At 42.7% G+C, this 22960-nt stretch carries 18 protein-coding genes; 5 read left to right on the top strand and 13 right to left on the bottom strand.

Features of this window, described 5'->3' with window-relative positions:
• The first annotated feature begins 27 nt into the window (after positions 1-27).
• The 4 genes from BQ7489_RS05265 (at position 28) to BQ7489_RS05250 (ending at position 8369) form a co-directional block, all read left to right on the top strand.
• Positions 28-600 carry a helix-turn-helix domain-containing protein gene (locus tag BQ7489_RS05265; RefSeq protein ID WP_072530250.1) on the top strand — a complete coding sequence of 191 codons (573 nt, stop codon included), beginning with the start codon at positions 28-30 and terminating at the stop codon, positions 598-600.
• A gap of 76 nt (positions 601-676) precedes the next feature.
• A complete protein-coding gene (locus tag BQ7489_RS05260) occupies positions 677-3229 on the top strand; it encodes a heavy metal translocating P-type ATPase (protein WP_072530249.1) in 2553 nt (850 codons plus the stop codon).
• Between the two features lie 84 nt (positions 3230-3313).
• A complete protein-coding gene (locus BQ7489_RS05255) occupies positions 3314-7615 on the top strand; it encodes an AAA domain-containing protein (protein WP_072530248.1) in 4302 nt (1433 codons plus the stop codon).
• 13 nt (positions 7616-7628) lie between these two features.
• Positions 7629-8369 (top strand): SDR family NAD(P)-dependent oxidoreductase, encoded by a 741-nt coding sequence (locus tag BQ7489_RS05250; protein WP_072532039.1) that lies wholly within the window; start codon positions 7629-7631, stop codon positions 8367-8369.
• Between the two features lie 11 nt (positions 8370-8380).
• On the opposite strand, the gene BQ7489_RS05245 is transcribed toward BQ7489_RS05250, so the two are convergent.
• The 12 genes from BQ7489_RS05245 to BQ7489_RS05190 all read right to left on the bottom strand — a co-directional run bounded on the left by BQ7489_RS05245 (position 8381) and on the right by BQ7489_RS05190 (position 21101).
• Complete coding sequence (locus BQ7489_RS05245; protein ID WP_072530247.1) at positions 8381-9739, bottom strand: MATE family efflux transporter; 1359 nt, start codon at positions 9737-9739, stop codon at positions 8381-8383.
• Between the two features lie 653 nt (positions 9740-10392).
• Positions 10393-11427, bottom strand: coding sequence for a UDP-glucose 4-epimerase GalE (gene galE / locus BQ7489_RS05240; RefSeq protein ID WP_072530246.1), 1035 nt, complete (start codon positions 11425-11427; stop codon positions 10393-10395).
• Positions 11428-11626: 199 nt separating this feature from the next.
• Entirely contained in the window at positions 11627-12229 is a 603-nt protein-coding gene (gene rsxA, locus BQ7489_RS05235) for an electron transport complex subunit RsxA (RefSeq protein WP_072530245.1), read from the bottom strand.
• A 21-nt stretch (positions 12230-12250) separates the two neighbouring features.
• Positions 12251-12835 carry an electron transport complex subunit RsxE gene (rsxE, locus tag BQ7489_RS05230; RefSeq protein WP_072530244.1) on the bottom strand — a complete coding sequence of 195 codons (585 nt, stop codon included), beginning with the start codon at positions 12833-12835 and terminating at the stop codon, positions 12251-12253.
• A gap of 14 nt (positions 12836-12849) precedes the next feature.
• The gene (locus tag BQ7489_RS05225) at positions 12850-13506 is read right to left on the bottom strand and encodes an RnfABCDGE type electron transport complex subunit G (RefSeq protein ID WP_072530243.1); all 657 of its coding nucleotides are present in this window, start codon (positions 13504-13506) and stop codon (positions 12850-12852) included.
• A complete protein-coding gene (locus BQ7489_RS05220; RefSeq protein WP_072530242.1) occupies positions 13503-14492 on the bottom strand; it encodes an RnfABCDGE type electron transport complex subunit D in 990 nt (329 codons plus the stop codon). The genes BQ7489_RS05225 and BQ7489_RS05220 overlap by 4 nt, the downstream gene beginning before the upstream one ends.
• Positions 14493-14504: 12 nt before the next feature.
• The gene (gene rsxC, locus BQ7489_RS05215; RefSeq protein ID WP_072530241.1) at positions 14505-15842 is read right to left on the bottom strand and encodes an electron transport complex subunit RsxC; all 1338 of its coding nucleotides are present in this window, start codon (positions 15840-15842) and stop codon (positions 14505-14507) included.
• Positions 15843-15878: 36 nt separating this feature from the next.
• The gene (locus BQ7489_RS05210) at positions 15879-16850 is read right to left on the bottom strand and encodes a Fe-S cluster domain-containing protein (RefSeq protein ID WP_072530240.1); all 972 of its coding nucleotides are present in this window, start codon (positions 16848-16850) and stop codon (positions 15879-15881) included.
• 39 nt (positions 16851-16889) lie between these two features.
• Positions 16890-17309: a SoxR reducing system RseC family protein gene (locus tag BQ7489_RS05205; protein ID WP_072532038.1), complete on the bottom strand. Its 420-nt coding sequence runs from the start codon at positions 17307-17309 to the stop codon at positions 16890-16892.
• Between the two features lie 98 nt (positions 17310-17407).
• Positions 17408-17992 (bottom strand): RNA polymerase sigma factor, encoded by a 585-nt coding sequence (locus BQ7489_RS05200; protein WP_072530239.1) that lies wholly within the window; start codon positions 17990-17992, stop codon positions 17408-17410.
• Between the two features lie 259 nt (positions 17993-18251).
• Positions 18252-20033 (bottom strand): translation elongation factor 4, encoded by a 1782-nt coding sequence (gene lepA / locus BQ7489_RS05195; RefSeq protein WP_072530238.1) that lies wholly within the window; start codon positions 20031-20033, stop codon positions 18252-18254.
• A 114-nt stretch (positions 20034-20147) separates the two neighbouring features.
• Positions 20148-21101 carry a DUF4476 domain-containing protein gene (locus BQ7489_RS05190; protein WP_162617776.1) on the bottom strand — a complete coding sequence of 318 codons (954 nt, stop codon included), beginning with the start codon at positions 21099-21101 and terminating at the stop codon, positions 20148-20150.
• Positions 21102-21319: 218 nt separating this feature from the next.
• On the opposite strand from BQ7489_RS05190, the gene BQ7489_RS05185 reads away from it, so the two are divergent.
• Positions 21320-22498 carry a glycerate kinase family protein gene (locus BQ7489_RS05185; RefSeq protein ID WP_072530236.1) on the top strand — a complete coding sequence of 393 codons (1179 nt, stop codon included), beginning with the start codon at positions 21320-21322 and terminating at the stop codon, positions 22496-22498.
• Here the strand turns inward: BQ7489_RS05185 and ybaK are convergent.
• Entirely contained in the window at positions 22465-22953 is a 489-nt protein-coding gene (gene ybaK / locus BQ7489_RS05180) for a Cys-tRNA(Pro) deacylase (protein WP_072530235.1), read from the bottom strand. The genes BQ7489_RS05185 and ybaK overlap by 34 nt on opposite strands.
• Between the last annotated feature and the right edge of the window lie 7 nt (positions 22954-22960).

The following is a 22960-nucleotide window of genomic DNA, read 5'->3' as shown; positions in this document are numbered from 1 at the left end:
TTTGTAAAACGGAACAATTAAACATCTATGCCAGAAACAACCCTTTATATCAAAAACATGGTCTGTAACCGATGCATCATGGTAGTGGAAGATATTCTCAGAAAAAACGGACATACACCCCTACATACAGAACTGGGGAAAGTATGCCTAGCGGAAAAACTGACGGAAGAAGAGCTTGGGAAAATCCGCCACCTGTTGGAAGATGTAGGCTTTGAACTCATTGACAATAAAAGACAACGCCTGCTCGAACAGATCAAACAGGAAATCATCAAGCTCATTTATTACCCGCACAAAGAACTGAAAACCAATTTATCGGATTACCTAGCCGACAAATGCCATACCGACTATAGTTCACTGAGCAAACTGTTTTCGGAAGCAACCGGTACTACCATCGAAAAATACGTAATCAATCAAAAGATAGAACGGGTAAAAGAGTTACTCATATATGACGAATTATCTTTAAATGAAATTTCAGAATTACTCCACTATTCCAGCACAGCCCATCTCAGCAGCCAATTCAAGAATATAACTGGAATGACCCCTAGCCAGTTTAAGAAACAGAAAGGACAACTCCGTAAACCTTTAGACAGAATTCTATAAAATATATCCATAATTCTATAACAGATACAACAGATACAACATCTATCTTTGCATACAAATATCAAGCAGTAAAGATATGACACAACATGATACAGTCAAACAAACTTTCCCCGTATTGGGAATGAGCTGTGCAGCTTGCGCTACCCGTGTAGACAAGACCCTAAACCGGCAGGAAGGTGTAAAAACAGCCAGCGTCAATTATGCGGCGGCAACAGCCACAGTAGAATACACTCCTTCCGTCTGTTCAGCTGAAAAGCTGAAAAAAGCTATTCAGGAAGCAGGGTACGATTTACTGACCGATACAGGAAATGACTTGGCTCAGGAAGCGGAAGCAGCTCACGAAAAACGTTTCAAACAGTTGAAAAACCGCACCATATGGGCCATAATATTATCTGTACCCGTAGCTGTTATAGGTATGTTTTTCATGGATACACCCTATGCCAACTATATCATGTGGATACTTTCTACCCCCGTAGTGTTCTGGCTAGGAAGCGGTTTCTATATAAATGCATGGAAACAACTGAAACACCGTTCCGCCAATATGGATACACTCGTAGCCAATAGTACGGGAATAGCCTATCTGTTCAGCCTTTTCAATCTGTTCTTCCCCGATTTCTGGTTATCCAGAGGAGTAACTCCACATGTCTATTTCGAAGCTGCCAGTGTAATCATAGCCTTTATCCTACTGGGACGGACACTGGAAGAAAAAGCCAAAGGAAATACATCTACAGCAATCAAGAAACTGATGGGGTTACAACCCAAAACAGTTACCCTTATTCTGAAAGATGGAAGTGAAAAAAACATAAATATCAGCCAACTGACTGTAGGAGATACAGTTCTTGTACATCCCGGTGAACGGATTGCCGTCGATGGGACACTCTGTGAAGGCTCATCGTATGTAGATGAAAGTATGTTGAGTGGGGAACCTGTTCCCGTCTACAAATCAAAAGGTAATAAAGTATATGCGGGTACCATCAACCAGAAAGGTAGTTTCCGGTTCCAAGCTGAAAAGGTTGGTGAAGATACGATGTTAGCTCATATCATCCGGATGGTACAAGATGCACAGGGAAGCAAAGCGCCGGTACAGAAACTGGTAGACAAGATTGCAGCTGTCTTTGTTCCAACCATCATGACCATTGCTCTGATATCTTTTATCACATGGATAATATTGGATGCAAACAATGGATTTACCCATGGCCTGTTGGCAGCAGTAACCGTTCTGATTATAGCCTGTCCATGTGCATTGGGACTCGCTACCCCTACAGCCATTATGGTAGGAATCGGAAAAGGAGCCGAACTGGGGATCCCGATCAAGGATGCAGAAAGTCTTGAAATTGCACGGAAAATCGATACCATCGTTTTGGATAAAACAGGGACCATAACAGAAGGAAAGCCCAAAGTGACCGACCTGATATGGAACACAGAAAAAAAAGAGCTGGAAACAATTTTATACAGCCTTGAAAAAAGGTCGGAACATCCTTTGGCCAGCGCCGTCACAGATTACCTGAATGCAAATGTTATCAGCATAACCGATTTTGAAAGCATTACGGGAGAAGGAATTAAAGGTATAGCTAATGGCACACTCTATTTTGCAGGGAACCGGCGCATGTTGGAAAACCATGCCATATCTATCCCTGAAAATCTCCTGAACCATGCTATACAATTTGCCAGCGAATCAAAGACCGTTATCTGGTTTGCCGATCAAAAGGAAGCGTTGGCTGTTGCCGCTATCAACGACCGGATAAAAGATAGCTCAAAGCAAGCCGTTACCGATCTACAAGCACAAGGCATAGATGTAATTATGCTTACTGGCGACAATCCAGCCACAGCGAAAGCTATTGCCGTAGAGGCTGGAATCCGCCAATTTCAGGCAGAAGTCCTTCCTCAGCAGAAAGCCAGATTCATCAAAGCTCTACAAGACAAAGGACACCATGTAGCTATGGTGGGCGACGGTATCAACGACAGTGCGGCACTGGCTCAAGCCGATTTGAGTATAGCCATGGGTAAAGGAAGTGACATTGCCATGGATGTAGCGAAAATGACAATTATCTCTTCCGACCTGACCCGAATATCGGATGCTATCCGCCTCTCGGCTCTCACGGTACGTACCATCCGCGAAAACCTCTTCTGGGCATTCATCTATAATCTGATAGGTGTGCCCATCGCAGCAGGAATCCTTTACCCTGTCAACGGTTTTCTGTTGAACCCGATGATTGCCGGGGCAGCCATGGCCATGAGTAGTGTAAGTGTAGTAACCAACAGTCTACGGCTTCGCAGGAAAAATATCGGACATACAACCTCACAGACAATAGATAAAGAAAACATGACAGACAACGGATATAAAACAATATCCAAACCGGGAACAACCCAAAATAAAGAAACTGAACCTAAAAATATAACAATTATGACAGAATCAAAAACCAAAAAAGTGTATAAAATAGAAGGTATGATGTGTAACCACTGCCGTATGCACGTAGAAAAAGCGTTAAGTACCATTCCAGATGCAACAGTAAACGTAACACTTGAACCGCCTGTAGCAACCATTGAATACAGCCACACTCCTCTATCTGTACAGGAACTGCAACAAATCATTACCGAAAAAGCAGGAGAGTATACAATATCCGAATAAAACGGCTACGTAAATAATCCGTTCTAACCGAATTTCATTTTAAAGTTGTACCTTTGAGGAAGATTAAAAACGACAAGATAATATATGCCGACATCTTCCGACAGCCACATAGAGTTGCAGCCGTTCGACCTGTATAACCGGATTGAAAAGATCCATAACCAGCCGGCTGCTGCTCCCGACAACATACAGGCCAAGTACATACAGCTTTATAAGGTACTGGAACAGGCATGCTATGAACTGACCGATGGGGTTACCTTCTCCTTTGCCAATCTGTTCTCACGACTAGATTATATCTGCAAGGAAAAGAAGATGACCCCCTCGGACAAGTATGCCATACAGACCATGCGGCGGAACTGCAAAACTGCCATGAACGATGATTTCCAGCCGGTCATGGAAGAATACCTATACGATCTGAGAGCTATCATACGCTTTGTATCACTGGCCTATGGTGAAGATATTCCAGCTGTACTCCTCCCTCAAATTCCCCACTCCAACCGTCCATACAAAGGGACACGGTTATCACGCATTCCGTATCTGCGCGTATCAGTCAGCAGTTGGGATGAGACCCGTATCTTCGCAACTTGCGACAACGACGAAGATCCATTTATCATTATCGATTATGCCCAAAGCGGATATAATGGAGACCAACTCTATATCCGTGACCTGCTGGTCGAAAACATGCAACTGAACCTGCTCGATGTACGGGTAGATGAAGACAATCATTATATTCCCAACCTGATTATTGTACACCCCGATTACCTGATAGATATCAGTTCTCTGGCAGCATGCTTCCGGGAATACGGACGGCATCCGCTGAACTATTTCATAAACAAAATCAAACCGAAGCCAAACACCTCACCCATTCTGATGGGTAATCTGGCCAGCCAGTTTCTGGACGATTATATCAATGAAGAAAAGACAGCACCTGTAAACTATACGCAAACACTCAAGAAATTCTTTGCTTCATCGGCCTTAGAATTCTGTACCTGCCCCATTCCGGCCAATTTCCATGAACAGGCACAGGCCCAAATGGCCAATATACGTAGATTTATCCACGATATTCTACCACATAACATACAAGCTTTTGATAAACATAAGACTCTCCTGGAAGCATCGTTCATCTGTGAACGCCTAGGGCTCCAAGGGCGTGTCGATATGCTTCAGAAAGACTTTAAAGTCCTGATCGAGCAGAAATCAGGAAAACGTGACGAATTCAACAACCGCCACAAGGAAGACAACTTCATCCAGATGATGCTTTACCAAGGTGTACTGATGTACAACTTCGGAAAGGCAACGGAAGATTTGCAGACGTTCCTACTCTATTCGAAATACCCCGACGGACTGATGATCGAACATTTTGCCGAAAAACTTTTCCGTGAAAGCCTTGCTCTCCGTAACCGGATAGTTGTCAATGAAATGTCTTTAGGAGAAGGAAGCATCGCCCGTACCGTAGAAGAACTGAACACCGACCTATTGAACGAGCGTCAGGTCCATAACCGGTTATGGAACGATTTTCAGGAACCTCAATTACAGGAAATAATCAATACCTTAAAGAGATGTACCCTATTGGAAAGAGCCTATTTCAACCGGTTCTTTACCTTTGTCGCTAAAGAACAGATACTAAGTAAAACAGGAGGAAGGACAGATTCCACAAACGGATTTTCCGGACTCTGGCATACCCCGCTGGCGGAAAAGATTGAATCGGGAAACATCCTGTTAGGACTGACCATTACCGATAAACGGCGCAGCTCTCCCGACAAAGGCTATAACATCATTGAACTGGATATACCACAACAGGGAGAAGATTTTTTGCCTAATTTCCGAATTGGCGACATTATCATATTTTACAGCTATCAGAAAGAACCGGATGTACGCAAACAAATTCTGATGAAAGGGAACATACTGGAAATCAAACCAGACAATATAACCATACTGCTGAGAAACGGACAACAGAATAAGGATATTATAGGAGAAGAAAATGATGTATTCGCCATTGAACATGATTATTCGGACATATCGGCAACCAATGGCATGAAAGGGCTTTACTCATTCCTTTCCGCCCGAACCGACCGTAAAGAACTGTTGTTAGGACTCCGTACACCCAGACGTGATACGAACGTTGTTCTCAACGGCTCATACGGACGTTTTAACGAAACCATTCTCAAAGAAAAACAAGCCCTCGACTACTTCCTGCTGGTAGGCCCCCCAGGTACAGGGAAAACTTCATGTGCACTACGATACATGATAGAAGAAGCATTGACCGAACCGGAAGAATCCTTACTGCTGCTTTCGTATACCAACCGTGCCGTAGATGAAATCTGTTCTATGCTGGTAGAATCAGGTATCGCCGAAAAAAGCCCGTTCATCCGCATAGGGAACGAATTGTCGTGCGATATACGCTTTGTACCATACCTACTCAAAAACAGTATGGCCGATTGTCCTAAGCTGAAAGATATACAAGATAAAATAGCTAGGACACGTATCTTCGTAGGCACCACTACAGCCATCAACGGGAAGTTACACCTGTTCAATCTGAAACATTTCCATACTGCAATCATCGATGAAGCATCACAAATACTGGAACCCGACCTGATAGGTATTCTGTCGGCACGACATAACCAACAGAACGCCATTGACAAATTTATACTGATAGGCGACTATAAACAGCTGCCGGCCATTGCTCTGCAAAGTGAAAAGGAATCCAGAATCACTGATCCTTTGTTGCAGAACATCGGACTGAGCAACTGCCGCAATTCACTTTTCGAACGTCTTTACAGACACAGTGAAGAATCATTCCGCAGTATCCTGCACAAACAGGGACGTATGCACCCTGCTATCTCCGAATTTCCCAACCATACCTTCTACTACACAGAACAACTGGAACCAGTTCCATTGGAACACCAGAAAGGAATCATGCCTTATCCTGATTTCACCCAACCGCAAGATAATCTGGATAGGCTGATCATGAACAGGAGAATGGTATTTATCCCTGCCGAGGCACCCAATATAGCCACTTATTCAGAAAAAACCAACTTGAATGAAGCACGGATTGTTGCAACCCTACTGGAACATATCTACCGGATAACTTCTGAAGGATTCGACCCGAACAAGACCGTCGGAGTCATCGTTCCCTATCGGAATCAGATAGCCATGATACGCAAGGAAATAGAAAATTTACACATCCCTGTACTCAGACAAATTTCCATCGACACCGTAGAACGCTATCAGGGGAGCCAACGCGATGTTATCATCTATTCCTTTACTGTCAGGAATTTCAGTCAACTGAATTTCCTGACAGCCAACACCTTTCGTGAGGGAGAATTCTGTATTGACCGGAAACTCAATGTCGCTATCACCCGCGCCCGTAAACAACTGTTCCTTACCGGAAACCCACAGATACTGGGAGCTAACATCACCTTCTACAAACTGATGGAATTCATCCGCATACATAACGGCTATATCGAAACGACAGTCGACAGGTTCTGTAAAGGTGAATTCAATATTCCAGAATATGAAACCGACTGGGATCTCCAAACAGAAAACTATGAACTGCCGGAACACTTCAACCGGATGTTCGGATTTCTGGTAGAGCAGCCTTTCCAAAAACTCAAGGAAAGACTGCAGCTCAGTGACACCTATATACGGGAAACAACTGCATACGGGCGATATGACTTAAAATCTTATGCAGAAGACGGCAAACAGACTGAATCTATGACAACGGCCGACAGAAATGGAATCTATGCTTACCTCTACATGCGCCGTCAATACTGTGCAGCCCGAGCTTTATTCGAAACAACAGGAAACTGGCTGAACGGCTCTATACACAATGTTTCGGGACGTATTGTCTTCTGCGATCTAAGTTTCGAGAACGGAGCATCAGGACTCGCATTTACAGATATCTGCAAACGAATGTCCCACTTGGATTTAATCTATTTAGGGATATATTCCACAGAAGAAATGGAACGGATGTCGAAGGCTCTCTTCAACACAGAGGAATATAAATGTACTACATGTATCTACTATCCCCGCCTGGGGGCTGTCCCTCCCCAATTCTGGAATTCACATGCTTTATTATCCGAACTTATAATATTCAACCTTTCCAATCTGTTCGACCGAATCTCTCCGCAAGAAGCTCGCTCACTGGCACAAGACATAAACCAACTGATCCACGCTCGACCACTGAATCATTACGTAACCATATATCGGGACGATGCAGGCACACGGATGAACAACCATACATACAATGTCTTCTGTTCCCATCTAACAAAAGAGCTGCGACCGCTAAATGAACAGATGCCTCTACAAGGAAAATTATATTATGCAAAAAATGGCAGAAACATTCCGACAGACGAAACATTCCTATATGAAATCCGATCAAACCAATAACCGCAAAAATCTTATGGATTCAAAAGAAAAGAAAGCAATCATCGTAGGAGCCACATCCGGAATAGGCTATGAAGTAGCAATGTTACTTCTGAAAAAAGGATGGCGTTTGGGAATAGCCGGACGCCGGAAAGACAAGTTGGAAAATATCCGGGACAAGGATCCCGACCGTATCAGTATCTGCGTCATTGATATCCGGAAAGAAAATGCCGGACAGGAACTGCTACACTTGATTGAAGAAACAGGAGGAATGGACCTTTATCTTCACAGCTCAGGAATAGGACATCAAAATACAAACCTGGACCTAAAAATAGAATTGGATACATTGGAAACTAACGGGACCGGATTTACCCGTATGGTTACAACAGCTTTTCATTATTTTCGTAAACAAGGTAAAGGACATATAGCGGTTATCAGTTCCATTGCCGGTACTAAGGGTCTGGGAGTCGCACCTTCCTACTCAGCCACCAAACGTTTTCAAAACACATACATTGATGCTTTGGAGCAACTGGCCCACATGCAGAAAATGGACATAACCTTCACCGATATACGACCTGGATTTGTAGCCACAGCCATCCTCAACGACCATAAACACTATCCCTTACTGATGCAGCCGGAAAAGGTAGCCAATTCAATTGTCGAGGGCCTATACCGTCGCAAACGAATACTGGTAATAGATTGGAAATTCTGTATTCTCGTATTTTTCTGGAAACTGATACCTTCCTACATCTGGAAACGTCTTCCTATAAGAAACTGACATTTTCCATATTACACCACCTGCTGTCTGGCCACAATTACATGCAACTGACGGTAAACATAAATGAATGCTGGAACCAAGAACAGATTTGCAAACAACCAAGCCGTAGGATCACCGAAGCACACTCCCCAGAATCCCCATAATGGAACCGCTATGACACTCACCAAAATACGGGCAACCATTTCAGATACACCGGAAAACATGGCCAATTTGGTATATCCGGCTCCCTGTATAGAGTAACGCAACACACTTAACAAGCCCAACAATGGGAAGAAACATACGTTAATATGTAAAAAGCGAGCAGTATAAGTGAGCACTTCTGTTTCACTAGAATCAATGAATAAGGTAGCAAAATCCTCCACCCACAGCCAGATGATAACATCAACAACAGCAATATAGATTATCATCATCAATACTGCCGATTTGATTCCTTGCCAGATACGATCAGGCTTACCAGCTCCGTAATTCTGACCACTATAGGTAGCCATTGCCATTCCTAAACTATCCAACGCACACATAAAGAACATTTTGATACGCATGGCAGCAGTAAAAGCAGCCACACATGCCGTACCCAACGCATTGTTCGCACTCTGTAACATGATACTACCGATAGCCGTAATAGAGAACTGAAGCCCCATGGGCATTCCGATAGACAACAATTGCTTTGCCAGATCCGTACGGAATTTACGGTCGGATGGAGTTGTCCTTAAAATATCAAATTTCCGATACATATACCGATAGCACAACAAAGCAGACAAGCCTTGTGAAACTACCGTAGCAATAGCCGCACCGGCTACTCCCCATCCTAAAACCAATATACAGAACAGATCCAGGATAATATTCAAAACCGTAGCAAACAATAGAAACCAGAACGGAGTCTTACTGTCACCTAAAGCACGGATAATACTCGACAACAAATTATAAAAGAATGTACAAGGAACCCCTATAAACGTAATCAACAGATAATAATAAGCACCCTCAAAAATATTATCAGGAGTCTGCATACTACGCAATATAAAAGCACAAAGCAGGCTAGTAATGACAGCCACTGCTACAGACATTACCGCTGCCAGTTTCAGGCTGACCGAGACAAAACGCCGCATGGAAAGATAATCCCTTGCCCCAAACTTCTGAGCTACAGGAATGGCAAACCCACCGCAACATCCATTGCAGAAACCCAAAATCAAAAAGACTACGGATGTACTTGCTCCTACAGAGGCCAAGGCATTTATTCCTAAAAACTTCCCAACAATTGCAGCATCTACCAATGAATATGTCTGCTGCAGTGCATTACCCAACAGCAAGGGTAATGTAAAATTAAAAATCAACGGCAATGATGGACCTGCCGTCATTTCTTTCATCTGTGCCATACCTGTTTCGAACTAATCGCATGCAAAATTACTGCAAACTGATGAAAAGAGAACAGCAAAGAAGTGAAATCTATCTTAATTCCGAATAAATTCTTAAGCTAAATCAAAATTTTCAGCTCCAATCGGCTTTTTCCATTGCCATAATTTAAATTGAAGTAAAACCAGAAATCCTTCTCTATAATTATATGAATCAACAGTTGGAAATCAACTCTGACTCTGGATTTGAAATGTTATGATTCAATCTATTAACCTGTAACCCCATCTTAAATAACTCCCATCTTAAATTCACGGATAAAAAGCTCTTAACATCTACCTGTCTATGGCCATACCCGGAATATGCATTTAAACACATTTTAAAATATCAGCAAAAACCATAGCCAAACACCACCTCTGATTGACAATAATTATTCTATAATACATAATTTATATAAAAACTGTTCCCCGACTCACGTCGAGGAACAGCTACAACACAAACACAAAATAAAACACGACAAAACTACTATGCAATCGGCATTTCTCTACCTTCCGAAAAAGAGATAGACATCCCTCCGCATATTCACATATACCAATGGACTTGAAAATGCCGGCATGAAACGTACAACGGTACGTTTATATTGATTTACGTTTTTCAAAATTTATCAATGCCCAAGATATTACTGAATACCATCTTGACGCAACTTCAACTGCCAATTCCATGCAGAACGTAAAGTGTCGGCAAGAGATGTTTCAGCCCTCCATCCAAGTTCTTCATTAGCATATGTCGGATCGGCCCAAACCTGTTCTATATCTCCAGCACGGCGACCAGTAATCTGATAATTCAGTTTCACACCCGTAGAAGCTTCAAATTCATGAATCAATTCCAAGACAGAAACTCCTCGTCCTGTACCAATATTGAAAACTTCTACCGTATCCTTCTGTTTGCCTTTCAAAATACGATCCATAGCTATTACATGAGCCTTGGCCAAATCCACAACATAAATATAATCACGGATACATGATCCGTCCGGAGTATTGTAATCATCACCAAACACACTCAATTTTTCGCGGATACCGATAGCTGTCTGAGTCAGATAAGGAATCAGATTCTGCGGAACGCCATTAGGCAGTTCACCGATTAAAGCTGTAGGATGCGCACCTATCGGATTGAAATAGCGTAATAAAATCGCATGAATTGGAGATCCTGATGCAATGGTATCACGAATAATCTCTTCATTAATTTGCTTGGTATTACCATAAGGAGATTCAGCTTTCTTGATCGGAGCTTGTTCCGTTACCGGCAACTTGTCAGGCTGGCCATATACTGTACATGAAGAAGAGAATATGATTCCCGATACACCATATTTAGGCATAAGCTCCAAAATATTGATCAATGACACAAGATTGTTACGGTAATAAAGCAAAGGCTTTTGGACCGATTCACCGACAGCCTTACTTGCAGCAAAATGAATAATGCCTTTAATACCCGGATATTTTTGAAATACACCTTCTAATGCCGGATAATCCAAGCAATCAACCTTTTCGAACGCCGGACGTATCCCGGTAATCTTTTCAATGTTATCTACTACCTCCGCACGGGAGTTTGACAGGTTATCTACAATAACGACATCATACCCACTGTTCTGCAATTCCACAACAGTGTGTGAACCGATATACCCGGTTCCACCGGTCACTAAAATCCTTTCTTTCATAATTCTCTTAAGGTATTATACTTAAGTATCTTTAACTTCAACAAAAATAAGAATAATTATTGAATTAGCGATTCTATTACGAGAAAAAACAATAAAAATGATCAGTTTATAAAATCCGAAGGGAGAAAGATTCCGATTGCATTTCAACCGGTTCCTTCTCCCTTCAGGTTATATAAAAAACAATAATCAGGTTCAGTAATTATCCTAAACCGAACAATACAGACAAGCCTTTATCTACGCCAGAGAATCCCATAAATGCCATAGCCAGCAATCCGGCTGTAACCAATGCGATTGACATGCCACGCATTCCCTTCGGAATGTTCACCAGACTCAACTGTTCACGGATTCCTGCAAATACAATCAAAGCCAGAGCAAATCCCAAAGCTGTAGAAAACGCATAGATAACTCCTGTAAGCAGGTCATAATCCTTTTGGATAACCAATATGGTCACACCTAGAATACAGCAATTTGTCGTAATCAAAGGCAAAAACACTCCTAATGCCTGATACAAGGCCGGAGATACCTTTTTCAAGATAATTTCCACCATCTGTACCAATGCCGCAATGACAAGAATAAATGCAATTGTCTGTAAATAGCTCAGTCCGAACGCATCAAGTACAAATTTCTGAATTACATAAGTTACAATGGTAGCCAATGTCAATACGAATGCAACAGCAGCTCCCATACCCATTGCGGTTTCCACCTTCTTGGACACGCCCAAGAACGGACAGATTCCGAGGAATTGTGACAACACAATGTTGTTCACAAAAATAGCAGTGATAAATATTAATATATATTCCATATCTGTTTTGTCTTTTAGGGATTATGCTTTTTTCAAACGGTTTACTATGGCAATCAGGTAACCCAATACGATAAACGCACCCGGAGCCAAGACAAATATCAACATACCATACTGTTCAGGCATAATCGTAATGCTGAATATCTTACCTGTACCCAAGAATTCACGGACAGCTCCCAGCAATGTCAGCGCAATGGTAAAACCTAGTCCCATTCCCAAACCGTCGAAGAATGAAGGCAGAGGACCGTTCTTGGCAGCAAAAGCTTCAGCACGTCCCAACAAAATACAGTTCACTACAATCAACGGAATGAACAGACCCAATGTTGCATACAAGGCAGGAACATAAGCCTGCATAACCATCTGCAGCAACGTCACAAAAGATGCGATAACTACAACGAAAATAGGAATGCGCACCATATCAGGAACCAAGTTCTTGATAAGGGAAATAACCACATTTGAACAGATCAGTACAAACATGGTAGCAAGTCCCATACCCATACCGTTTATGGCTGAAGATGTAGTACCCAAAGTAGGACACATACCCAAAAGGAGTACAAACGTCGGGTTTTCCTTTACAACCCCGTTCATCAATACTTTAAAATTATTCATAGCCTGCTCCTTTCTTAATTATTAGTTTCAACATTTATAGAATCGGACGGTACTTCAACTTTCGGAGTAGCTTGCTGTGTAGCGCCGCTCGCACCGTCGACATGCTGGTTCTTATAGGCTGCATAAGCATTGTTCACTGCCAATAAGAAAGCTCGCGATGTAATGGTAGAGGCTGTTATGGCATCAATCTGACCACCGTCTTTACTTACAGTCAAAGGAGTTTCACCTGGATTCTTACCTGTAATGTCACCTTTGGCTCCTTTCTTGAACCAATCGGCAGCCTTCGAGCCTAATCCGGGTGTCTCAGCATGACTCAACAGAGAATAGTCTATGATATTGCCGTCTGCATCAAAACCGACCAAAACAGTCAATGGGCCACCGAAACCGTTCGAAGTAGATTGGACTGCGGCACCGATAAATTCACCGCCCTTTGTTGCTTTATATACGGTATAAGACACACCGTTCACATCAACAGTTTCCGGTGCTTCGGCAGGATTGTTGTCAAACCCTGGCACAACCACTGCAATGGCGTCACTCAATGTCTTTGCATTAGCTTCTGCAATAGGTCCGGCTGTAACATCGTTAACCCATCCCAGCAAACCACCGGCAACAACTGAAAACCCGGTCAATGCCAACGCCATATTCTTTAATGATGATTCAAGCTTTTTCATTTCTTTACTACCTCCCCGTAACGTTTAGGTTTGCAATAAGTGTTAATCAACGGAGTAAATGCATTCATTATGAAGATTGCAAATGACATACCTTCCGGATAAGCACCGAACAGACGAATAACGACTGTCAGGAATCCGATTGCAACACCATAGATAACCATACCCTTATGAGTCATAGGAGATGTTACATAATCGGTTGCCATAAAAATAGCTCCCAACATTAATCCACCGGTAAACAAATGTGCGAACGGTGAAGCATAAACTTCAGGATTGGCCAGATGCATCAAACCGGAAAAAACAAATACTGTAACCAGAATCGATATCGGAATATGCCATGAAATGATCTTCTTCCATAACATATATACCAGTCCCAACAACAAAGCCAAAGCACTGACCTCACCGATACACCCTGGATTATTTCCAAGGAACAGGCTCATCGTATCAGGGAGCTGACTCAAAGCATTTGTATCTCCATGTACAGCCATCTTCATCAAAGCCAATGGAGTCGCAGCCGTTTCTGCATCGGTATAACTTGTCAGTTGGCCAACCACCGGCCATGAAGTCATCTGTACAGGGAAAGAGATCAACAGGAAAATACGTCCGACCAATGCCGGATTAAACGGATTACATCCCAAGCCACCAAAAGTCATCTTACCTATACCGATAGCAACCAAGGCACCGATAATAATAATCCACAATGGAAGATTAGAAGGAAGATTGAAAGCCAACAATACACCGGTCAATATAGCCGAACCATCCATGATAGTAGTACGTTCACGTTTCAGGATGAACTTTGTAATGGCCCATTCGAAAAAGACACACGCAATGACCGAAGTCAGCGTGACAATAACTGCCCCCAAACCGAACATATAGAATGATACAAGCAAGGCAGGTATCAACGCAATCAGCACACCGTACATATTTTTCTGTACGCTGTCACCGCTATGCACGTGGGGCGATAATGATACTATTAATTTATTTGCCATAATTTTACAAACTTATTTTTTAGCGTTACGTGCACGGATGATACCGCCCACCTTACCTTTACCTAAACGGATATAATCCAACATCGGACGATGTGACGGACAAGTGAACTGACAAGAACCACATTCGATGCAAGACATGATCATCTCGTGTTCAACCCGTTCCCAATCTCCGTGAGCAGAACATGTAGCCAACAGGAACGGTTCCAGCCCCATAGGACAAGCGCTTACACACTTGGCACAACGAATACACGGTTGAGGTTCAGCACGACGTGCCTCCTTGTCATTCATAATCAATACGCCCGAACTTCCTTTACAGATCGGAACTTCCGTATTGGCTAATGCCTTACCCATCATCGGACCACCACCGATTACTTTTCCTGTATCTTCAGGCAAGCCACCGGCAGCTTCTATTAGCTGGCTCATCGGAGTACCCATACGGGTCAAAAAGTTTGAAGGGTTCTTTAAAGACTTACCCGTTACCGTAACCACACGCTCAAACAATGGTTTGTTCTTCTGTACAGCTTCATAAACGGCATAAGCAGTACCTACATTCTGAACCACGGCACCTACGTTGATCGGGATGGCAGGAGGAGCAGGGACCTGACGGCCAATGACAGCATCAATCAACTGTTTCTCACCACCCTGCGGATATTTCACTTTCAAAGGAACTACTTCAATTCCTGCATAATTGGCAGCCTTTTCAGTCATCAGTTTGATTGCATCAGGCTTATTGTTTTCAATGCCTATGTAAGCCTTGTTCACCTTGACAGCTTTCATCAGAAGAGATACACCTACCATGATTTCATCAGACTTTTCAAGCATCAGACGATGATCGGCCGTCAGATACGGCTCACATTCAACGGCATTGATAATGACACATTCAGCCTTACATCCTGGAGGAGGGGTCAACTTTACGTGAGTAGGGAAACAAGCTCCACCCATACCTACGACACCGGCATTCTTGATTTTGGCAACAATTTCTTCCGGAGAGAGGAGACATTCCTTAACAAGAGTAGTGCTACGGTCAATTGACTCTTCCCATTCATCACCTTCCACATCGATGAAAATTGCGGGCTTACGATAACCGCTCGCATCGATAACGCTATCTATCTTATTCACCTTACCTGATACAGATGAAAAGATAGCTGCCGATACAAAACCTCCAGCTTCAGCAATCTTGGTACCCACCTTAACCACATCACCTTTCTTCACAATCGGAGTGGCAGGAGCACCTATATGCTGAGACAATGGAAACACCGCCTGCTTAGGAAGCGCCAATGTCTCTATGGCTTTACCGGCTGACAATTTATTTTCTGCTGGATGAACTCCACCAATTCTAAATGTCTTCACTGTTATATCTTTTAATTGTTTACAAATAAATTCTGATTAAGCTTCGGCTTTCGGAGTTTCTGACCTTGTATCTGTTCCGGATTGCAAAGTCTCTGCAGATTTCGGGGCTACCGATGCTTCTGCCTTCGGAGCTTCAGTTTTTTTAGAAGAAGCGTCAGCTACAGGAGCGGTTTCAGCCGGTTTCGGTTTACGTGGAGGAAAATTCACCGCAATAATGGCATTCTGCGGACATTCCATTTCACATTTACGGCAGGACTTACATTTCGCAGGATCTATATAAGCCAGGTTATTTTCCAGCGTGATGGCTTCAAACGGACAGACCTTCACACATTTACCGCACCCGATACAAGCTGCAGTACAAGCTTTGCGGGCCACCGCACCTTTATCTTTATTCACACACTGAACATAGACACGCCGGTTATTCTTCCCCTTCGGACGGATTTCGATAATGTTACGCGGACAGGCCTTGCTACAAGCTCCACATGCAGTACACTTGTTTTCATCAACCTCGGGCAAACCGGTTTCCGGATTCATGTGAATCGCACCAAACTGGCAGACTGCTACACAATCACCACATCCCAAACAACCGAATGTACATCCAGTTTCTCCTCCATAAGTAGAATTTGCAACAACGCAAGAACGAACGCCATCGTACTGTGTAATTTTAGGACGATTGGCACAAGTCCCGTTACATCTCACTACCGCCACCTTCGGTTCAGAAGCAACAGCTTCCAACCCCAAAATACTAGCGACCTTCTCCATTGTAGGCTGACCACCTACAGGACAGAGCTTACCTTCCAATGAACCGGCCTTAACACATGCGGCAGCAAAACCGGAGCATCCAGGATAACCACATCCACCACAGTTTGCCTGAGGCAGTACCTCAGCAACCTGAGCAATTCGCGGATCTTCATACACAGCAAATTTCTTCGAAGCCGCGTACAAGATTACTGCCGCAACCAAACCGATAGCTCCCAATGAAATTACTGCAACCAAAATTAAATTCATAAATATAAAGTTAGTTGATTAATTATATTATAATAAGATTTACAATACGGTATCCAGCGTAAAAGTAAACGTGCGGCTTAATTTCTTGCGACACAAATAAATTATCAGATAATAAGGAATAAGAGAAAGCAGCGAAGATACAGCTGCCACCGGTTCGCTACCAGTAGCCTTCAAAGCCACAGCCAACACTATCATAAGCACAAGAAAAGGGAGCACAAAAGCCAAAAATACAGCTTTCATGCCCATCGATGTAGTTCCTATAATCATTACCCTATCACCAATCCGACAGGGTACTTTATCTTTATTGAAAACATCAATTAACTTTTCTTTTGTCTCAGACACATTGCAGTGCCCCTTAACGCTACACGATGAACAAGCAGAACTTTGAGAAATCTTCACTTTTACCAAAGCTCCGTTTATGCTTTCCACAATACCTAGATGTTTTATGTTATTTACCATGTTTGCAAACCCAACTTTACAAATATGGGGCAAATGTAACATAAAAATTGTTTCATTGGTAACGTTAACGGGGTTTTTCTGCTTAAAAAATGAAAAAATTATAAGTCAAAACGGGTACAACCTCTATCTTCCATAAAACTTATCAATTTTTTCTGAATTGTCCGAACCATGGAAACTATAGTAGGATATTTTATATTAGTACGTCTTGAAATTTCTTTATATGAAATACCTTCCCAATACCGCATCTTTAAAAGCATCAGAGAAGACTCTGGAAGAGTTCTGAGAAATTCCTGCAGGTAACCTAATATTTTTTCTTTTAATTGCATATATTCGGAATCATCTTCATAGAGACTCTGATTAGATAATTCCAAATTTATATCAACAAAGATTTGTTTTTTCTTTCTAAAATAACTACACATGTAATTGTTCAATGACTTAAACAACCAGGATTTAAACTGCCCTTTTTCCCTATAAGAATTCCGCAGTTTATAACTCAAATGAAGCATGAAGTCATGGAACAAGTCTTCCGCTTCCTCCTTAACCTTCACTTTACTTCTGATTGTTTCTAGTACTACGTTTGAATAACGTTTATACAATACATCGAACGCTGTTTTTTCACCATTGCAGAAAAGTTCAATGAGAACCTCATCTGCCAAAAAAGGATGTGTCTGCTGATTCATCATGATTGATGTTTTTTTTTTATTTTACCTTGTGACAGCAGGTAAATTATTACCCACTATAACCCATACACCAACATATCAACCACCATAAATCACAAGTTCTATTTATCTTTTTAAACGCATGTTTTATAAAATTTATACATGCGAAATATATGTTCTATAACATATATTGTGTAAAAACTATATTATCATAAAAAACGGTTGGAACAACAATAAATCCATCGTTTGTTCCAACCATATATCAAACGATATTAAAAAAGAATCAATCAAGTTTCAATACTGCCAAAAATGCTTTCTGAGGTACTTCCACCGTACCAATCTGTTTCATACGTTTCTTTCCACGTTTCTGTTTCTCCAGCAATTTTCTTTTACGGCTTACGTCACCACCATAACATTTGGCTGTCACGTCTTTTCGAACAGCCTTGATGGTTTCACGGGCAATAATCTTAGCCCCTATAGCCGCCTGAATTGCTATTTCGAACTGCTGACGTGGAATCAACTCCTTCAGTTTTTCACACATCCGTCGTCCCAAATCATAAGCATTATCAAAATGTGTCAATGTAGAAAGAGCATCCACCGACTCTCCATTCAGCAAGATATCCAACTTCACTAACTTCGACGGCCGGAAACCTGACTGATGGTAATCAAATGAAGCATATCCTTTCGAAATACTTTTCAGTTTGTCGTAGAAATCGATGACGATTTCTCCCAACGGCATGCGGTAATGAAGCTCTACCCGGTTACCTGATATATAATCCTGGCGGACCAGTTCACCTCGCTTTCCCAGACAGAGAGTCATAATCGGCCCGATATAATCGGTACGGGTAATGATGGAAGCGTCAATATAAGGCTCTTCAATATGATCTATCAATGTAGGATCGGGCATACCACCTGGATTATGTACCTCCTGTACTCCACCTTGTTTGTCATACACCATATAAGAAACATTCGGCACCGTAGTTATAACATTCATATCAAACTCACGGTCCAAGCGTTCCTGAACTATTTCCATATGAAGCAGTCCCAAAAAGCCACATCGAAAACCAAATCCCAAAGCCAGCGAAGATTCCGGCTGGAAAGTCAGAGAAGCATCATTCAGCTGTAATTTCTCCAGAGAAGCCCGTAAGTTTTCATATTCTTCGGCTTCAATAGGGTAAACTCCGGCAAATACCATTGGTTTCACTTCCTCAAAACCTTCTATAGCCTTATCGCACGGACGGGCTATATGAGTAATGGTATCTCCCACTTTCACCTCACGGGAAGTCTTGATACCCGATATGATATATCCGACATCACCCGTACGCAATTCCTTACGCGGAACCAGATCCATCTTCAACACACCCACTTCATCTGCATCGTATTCTTTGCCCGTATTGAAAAACTTCACCTTATCGCCTGTCCGGATAACTCCATTCACCACCTTGAAATAAGCAATGATACCCCGAAAAGAATTGAACACAGAATCAAAGATCAAAGCCTGTAAAGGAGCATTTTCATCTCCTTTGGGACATGGGATACGTTCCACTACAGCCTGAAGAATCTCTTCCACTCCCATTCCCGTCTTTCCGGAAGCCCTGATAATATCTCCACGGTCACAGCCGAGCAGATCAACAATCTCATCTTCCACTTCTTCGGGCATCGCACTGGCCATATCACATTTGTTCATAACCGGAATGATCTCAAGATCATGCTCCAACGCCATATACAGATTGGAGATAGTCTGTGCCTGTACACCTTGGGAAGCATCGACTACAAGCAAGGCACCCTCACAAGCTGCGATAGACCGGGAAACCTCATAAGAAAAATCCACGTGTCCCGGAGTATCAATCAGGTTCAAAATATATTTTTCCCCTTTATAGTTGTACTCCATCTGGATGGCGTGACTCTTAATCGTAATTCCCCGCTCACGTTCCAGATCCATATCGTCCAGCATCTGTCCTTCGGTAATCTTCACAGTCTGGGTATATTCCAACAAGCGGTCGGCCAGTGTAGACTTACCATGGTCAATATGAGCGATAATACAGAAATTTCGGATATTCTTCATATAAAAACTTTACTTTACTCAACAATATACGCGTCATACGTATAATGAATTGAGTGCAAAGATAAACATTTTTGATAAAGCTGCAAAAAAACAAAGATTTCTATGATTTACCTGTCATTTGTATGCCTCCAATATCCTACGGGCTTTCTCCCGACCACTCATATAAGTAAAGCATTTCACTACCTTGTCGCTATTAGACCGGTCTACTATTACCGGAGCCAGCACAGAAAGGAATTCCATCTTGTCATCATCCCACGTAAGCAACTCCAGAATCTTCACACATTGGTTACACGAAAAGCCGCTTGAGACAGCCTTATTCCGAATCAGCTTTAACTGCCCGTCTTTAAACGGCTCCTCCTTCATCTGCCGGTAAAAATCAGAAAAATCAGCATCCGTCATGGCAAAGGAACAATACGACCTGCCCCTATAAGCGTTCAAGATAGCTCGTGCCTCCTTCTCACCGGAAATGAAAGTCATAGCCTGCACAATCTTACTGTCATTGTATCTGTCGGAAATGATGGGCACCAGTAACGGAAGGACTTCCAGACGTTCATCATCCCAGGCCAGTGTCTTCAGTATTTCAGCGCATTGTTCCGAGGTGAAACGGTTCCTTCTGGCCGCTTCTTTGACAATATTATAACGCTCAGACTTCAATGTTGTCTTTTTTAACCTGGCAATCAGCCCTTCAAATGAATAATACCCCTCACCTTCCGGATATTGCCATCCGTCAGAAGGCAACACAACTACCGGTGTCTGTCCGGGCAGCACTTCTTGAGGCAAAACTCCTTCAAACGAATCCATATATTCTACTTTACCATCGGAAAAACCGATAATGATAGTAGTATGTCCCGTGACCATCTTAAATTTCTCATACCTCCATTCTTCCCGATCTCCCACAAACGAACGGAATTTTGGTTTTCCCATTTCATCCATAACTTGCTGCATAGTCATACCCCTATGTATACTGCTGACCAAATCACTCCTACTCTTTGTTGTCCATGATGTACTGCAGCCGGCCATCAGAAAAGCCGATATGATTACTGCCAAAAAACAAGTCTGTCTCTTCATAACTTTATTCTTTTTTGAATTCTGCCCCAAAATAAGTCTATTTTTAGTTCCATACAAAAGAAATTCCCTCTTTCCTGATAGGAATATCTGCACTTGTCATAGGGAATCCCCTTTCTATCCGATATATTTTGGCAGACCGATATGTGAACGTACATAAATAAGGATTATCCAACCTACATAAAATTATGTACTTTTGCAGAGGATAAAACAATCATTCCATGAAAAAGATAATACTTGCCATAGATTCCTTCAAAGGTTGTCTCACTTCTGCCGAAGTGGGACAGTGCGTGGAACAAACTATCAAGGAGCAAATTCCATATTGCCAAGTCATCCCGTTAGCGGTTTCCGACGGCGGAGAAGGTATACTAGACATTCTGGTCAAGGCTACTCAAGGGCACTTTATCACTATTGAAGCGCATGATCCGTTAATGCGGATACGCAAAGCGCGCTACGGAGTATCCGGCGACGGTAAAACTGCAATCATCGAGATGGCGGAAATAAACGGACTCCCGCTGGTCCCCGAAAAAGAAAGAGATCCGATGAAAACCACCACTTACGGAACAGGAGAACTGATTGCCGACGCACTGAAACGCGGATACCGGAATTTTCTGGTTGGGATAGGCGGAAGTGCGACCAATGATGCCGGACTGGGAATGCTCCAGGCTCTAGGGGCAAAACTCTATGACGGAGAAAAATTGCTGGAGGGGTATGGCGGACAAACAATGGGACAGGTTAATAGAATTGACACTAATGGCATACTTGCAGGATTAGAAGAGTCTTCATTCGTTGTAGCCTGTGATGTACATAACCCTTTTTGTGGTCCTCAAGGAGCAGCTTATGTATTCGGGGCTCAGAAAGGAGGGACTCCAGCACAGCTTGCAATACTTGACAAAGCAATGTACAGTCTGTCTGCAATCATAGAAAAAACTACCGGGAAAAAGGTAAAAGAACTGCAAGGAGGTGGAGCTGCCGGAGGACTGGGAGCTGCATTTTACGCATTCATGCACGCACAACTGAAGCCAGGCATCAACCTGATGCTGGATGCAGTCGGATTCGACAACTACCTGGATGGAACCGATCTGGTCATTACAGGAGAAGGCAAAGCAGACAGCCAGACCTTACAAGGTAAAGTTCCGGCTGGAGTGCTGGAACGGGCAAACCGTCATTCTGTACCGGTAGCATTACTGGCGGGAAAGATAGAAGATAAGGACCAACTGAAAAAAGCCGGTTTCAAGTTTCTACTGCAGACCAGTCCGGATACTCTCTCCCTCCCGGAAGCAATGAAGCCCAAAATCGCATGGGAAAACATACGCCGGGCTACATTATCCTTATTAAAATCTGTCTCACCCCAATCGGCCGATTTTCAGTCTTCAAAAAGTGAACAGACCTCAGCCTGACTTACCTTAATCAGGTCGGATGGGGCCAGTTTCACCTGTAACCCTCTCATTCCCGCACTCACGTAAATATAGGGATAATCATTACAGGTATGATGAATATAGGTAGGGAAATGCTTCTTCATCCCTATCGGAGAACATCCTCCACGAATATATCCTGTAAGCGGTAGAAGCTCCTTCATCGGAATCAGATCACACTTCTTGTTTCCCGAAACCTTGGCCACCATCTTCAAGTCTACTTCATGCTCTCCGGGAACTACACAGACAAAATAGCCTGACTTGTCACCATGAAGCACCAACGTCTTGAAAACCTGCTCAATATTCTCTCCCAATGTAGCCGCAACATGTACACAGCTCAAATCGTTTTCATCAACCTCATACGGAACAAGCTCATACTTGATTTTATCTCTGTCAAGCAAGCGGGCCGCATTGGTCTTAGCAATCTTCTCTTTCGACATAGTTTAT

Source organism: Bacteroides ilei, from assembly GCF_900128495.1.
Lineage (GTDB): Bacteria > Bacteroidota > Bacteroidia > Bacteroidales > Bacteroidaceae > Phocaeicola > Phocaeicola ilei.
This window is presented reverse-complemented; position numbering and strand designations above follow the sequence as displayed.

What these genes read in the sequence shown, in the direction of transcription:
- BQ7489_RS05265 (WP_072530250.1), top strand. Translation starts at nt 28, where the DNA reads ATGCCAGAAACAACCCTTTATATCAAAAACATGGTCTGTAACCGATGC.
- BQ7489_RS05255 (WP_072530248.1), top strand. Translation starts at nt 3,314, where the DNA reads ATGCCGACATCTTCCGACAGCCACATAGAGTTGCAGCCGTTCGACCTG.
- BQ7489_RS05225 (WP_072530243.1), bottom strand. Translation starts at nt 13,506, where the DNA reads ATGAAAAAGCTTGAATCATCATTAAAGAATATGGCGTTGGCATTGACC.
- BQ7489_RS05245 (WP_072530247.1), bottom strand. Translation starts at nt 9,739, where the DNA reads ATGGCACAGATGAAAGAAATGACGGCAGGTCCATCATTGCCGTTGATT.
- rsxE (WP_072530244.1), bottom strand. Translation starts at nt 12,835, where the DNA reads ATGAATAATTTTAAAGTATTGATGAACGGGGTTGTAAAGGAAAACCCG.
- BQ7489_RS05190 (WP_162617776.1), bottom strand. Translation starts at nt 21,101, where the DNA reads ATGAAGAGACAGACTTGTTTTTTGGCAGTAATCATATCGGCTTTTCTG.
- galE (WP_072530246.1), bottom strand. Translation starts at nt 11,427, where the DNA reads ATGAAAGAAAGGATTTTAGTGACCGGTGGAACCGGGTATATCGGTTCA.
- BQ7489_RS05185 (WP_072530236.1), top strand. Translation starts at nt 21,320, where the DNA reads ATGAAAAAGATAATACTTGCCATAGATTCCTTCAAAGGTTGTCTCACT.
- BQ7489_RS05250 (WP_072532039.1), top strand. Translation starts at nt 7,629, where the DNA reads ATGGATTCAAAAGAAAAGAAAGCAATCATCGTAGGAGCCACATCCGGA.
- BQ7489_RS05200 (WP_072530239.1), bottom strand. Translation starts at nt 17,992, where the DNA reads ATGATGAATCAGCAGACACATCCTTTTTTGGCAGATGAGGTTCTCATT.
- rsxA (WP_072530245.1), bottom strand. Translation starts at nt 12,229, where the DNA reads ATGGAATATATATTAATATTTATCACTGCTATTTTTGTGAACAACATT.
- BQ7489_RS05210 (WP_072530240.1), bottom strand. Translation starts at nt 16,850, where the DNA reads ATGAATTTAATTTTGGTTGCAGTAATTTCATTGGGAGCTATCGGTTTG.
- lepA (WP_072530238.1), bottom strand. Translation starts at nt 20,033, where the DNA reads ATGAAGAATATCCGAAATTTCTGTATTATCGCTCATATTGACCATGGT.
- BQ7489_RS05205 (WP_072532038.1), bottom strand. Translation starts at nt 17,309, where the DNA reads ATGGTAAATAACATAAAACATCTAGGTATTGTGGAAAGCATAAACGGA.
- ybaK (WP_072530235.1), bottom strand. Translation starts at nt 22,953, where the DNA reads ATGTCGAAAGAGAAGATTGCTAAGACCAATGCGGCCCGCTTGCTTGAC.
- BQ7489_RS05220 (WP_072530242.1), bottom strand. Translation starts at nt 14,492, where the DNA reads ATGGCAAATAAATTAATAGTATCATTATCGCCCCACGTGCATAGCGGT.
- BQ7489_RS05260 (WP_072530249.1), top strand. Translation starts at nt 677, where the DNA reads ATGACACAACATGATACAGTCAAACAAACTTTCCCCGTATTGGGAATG.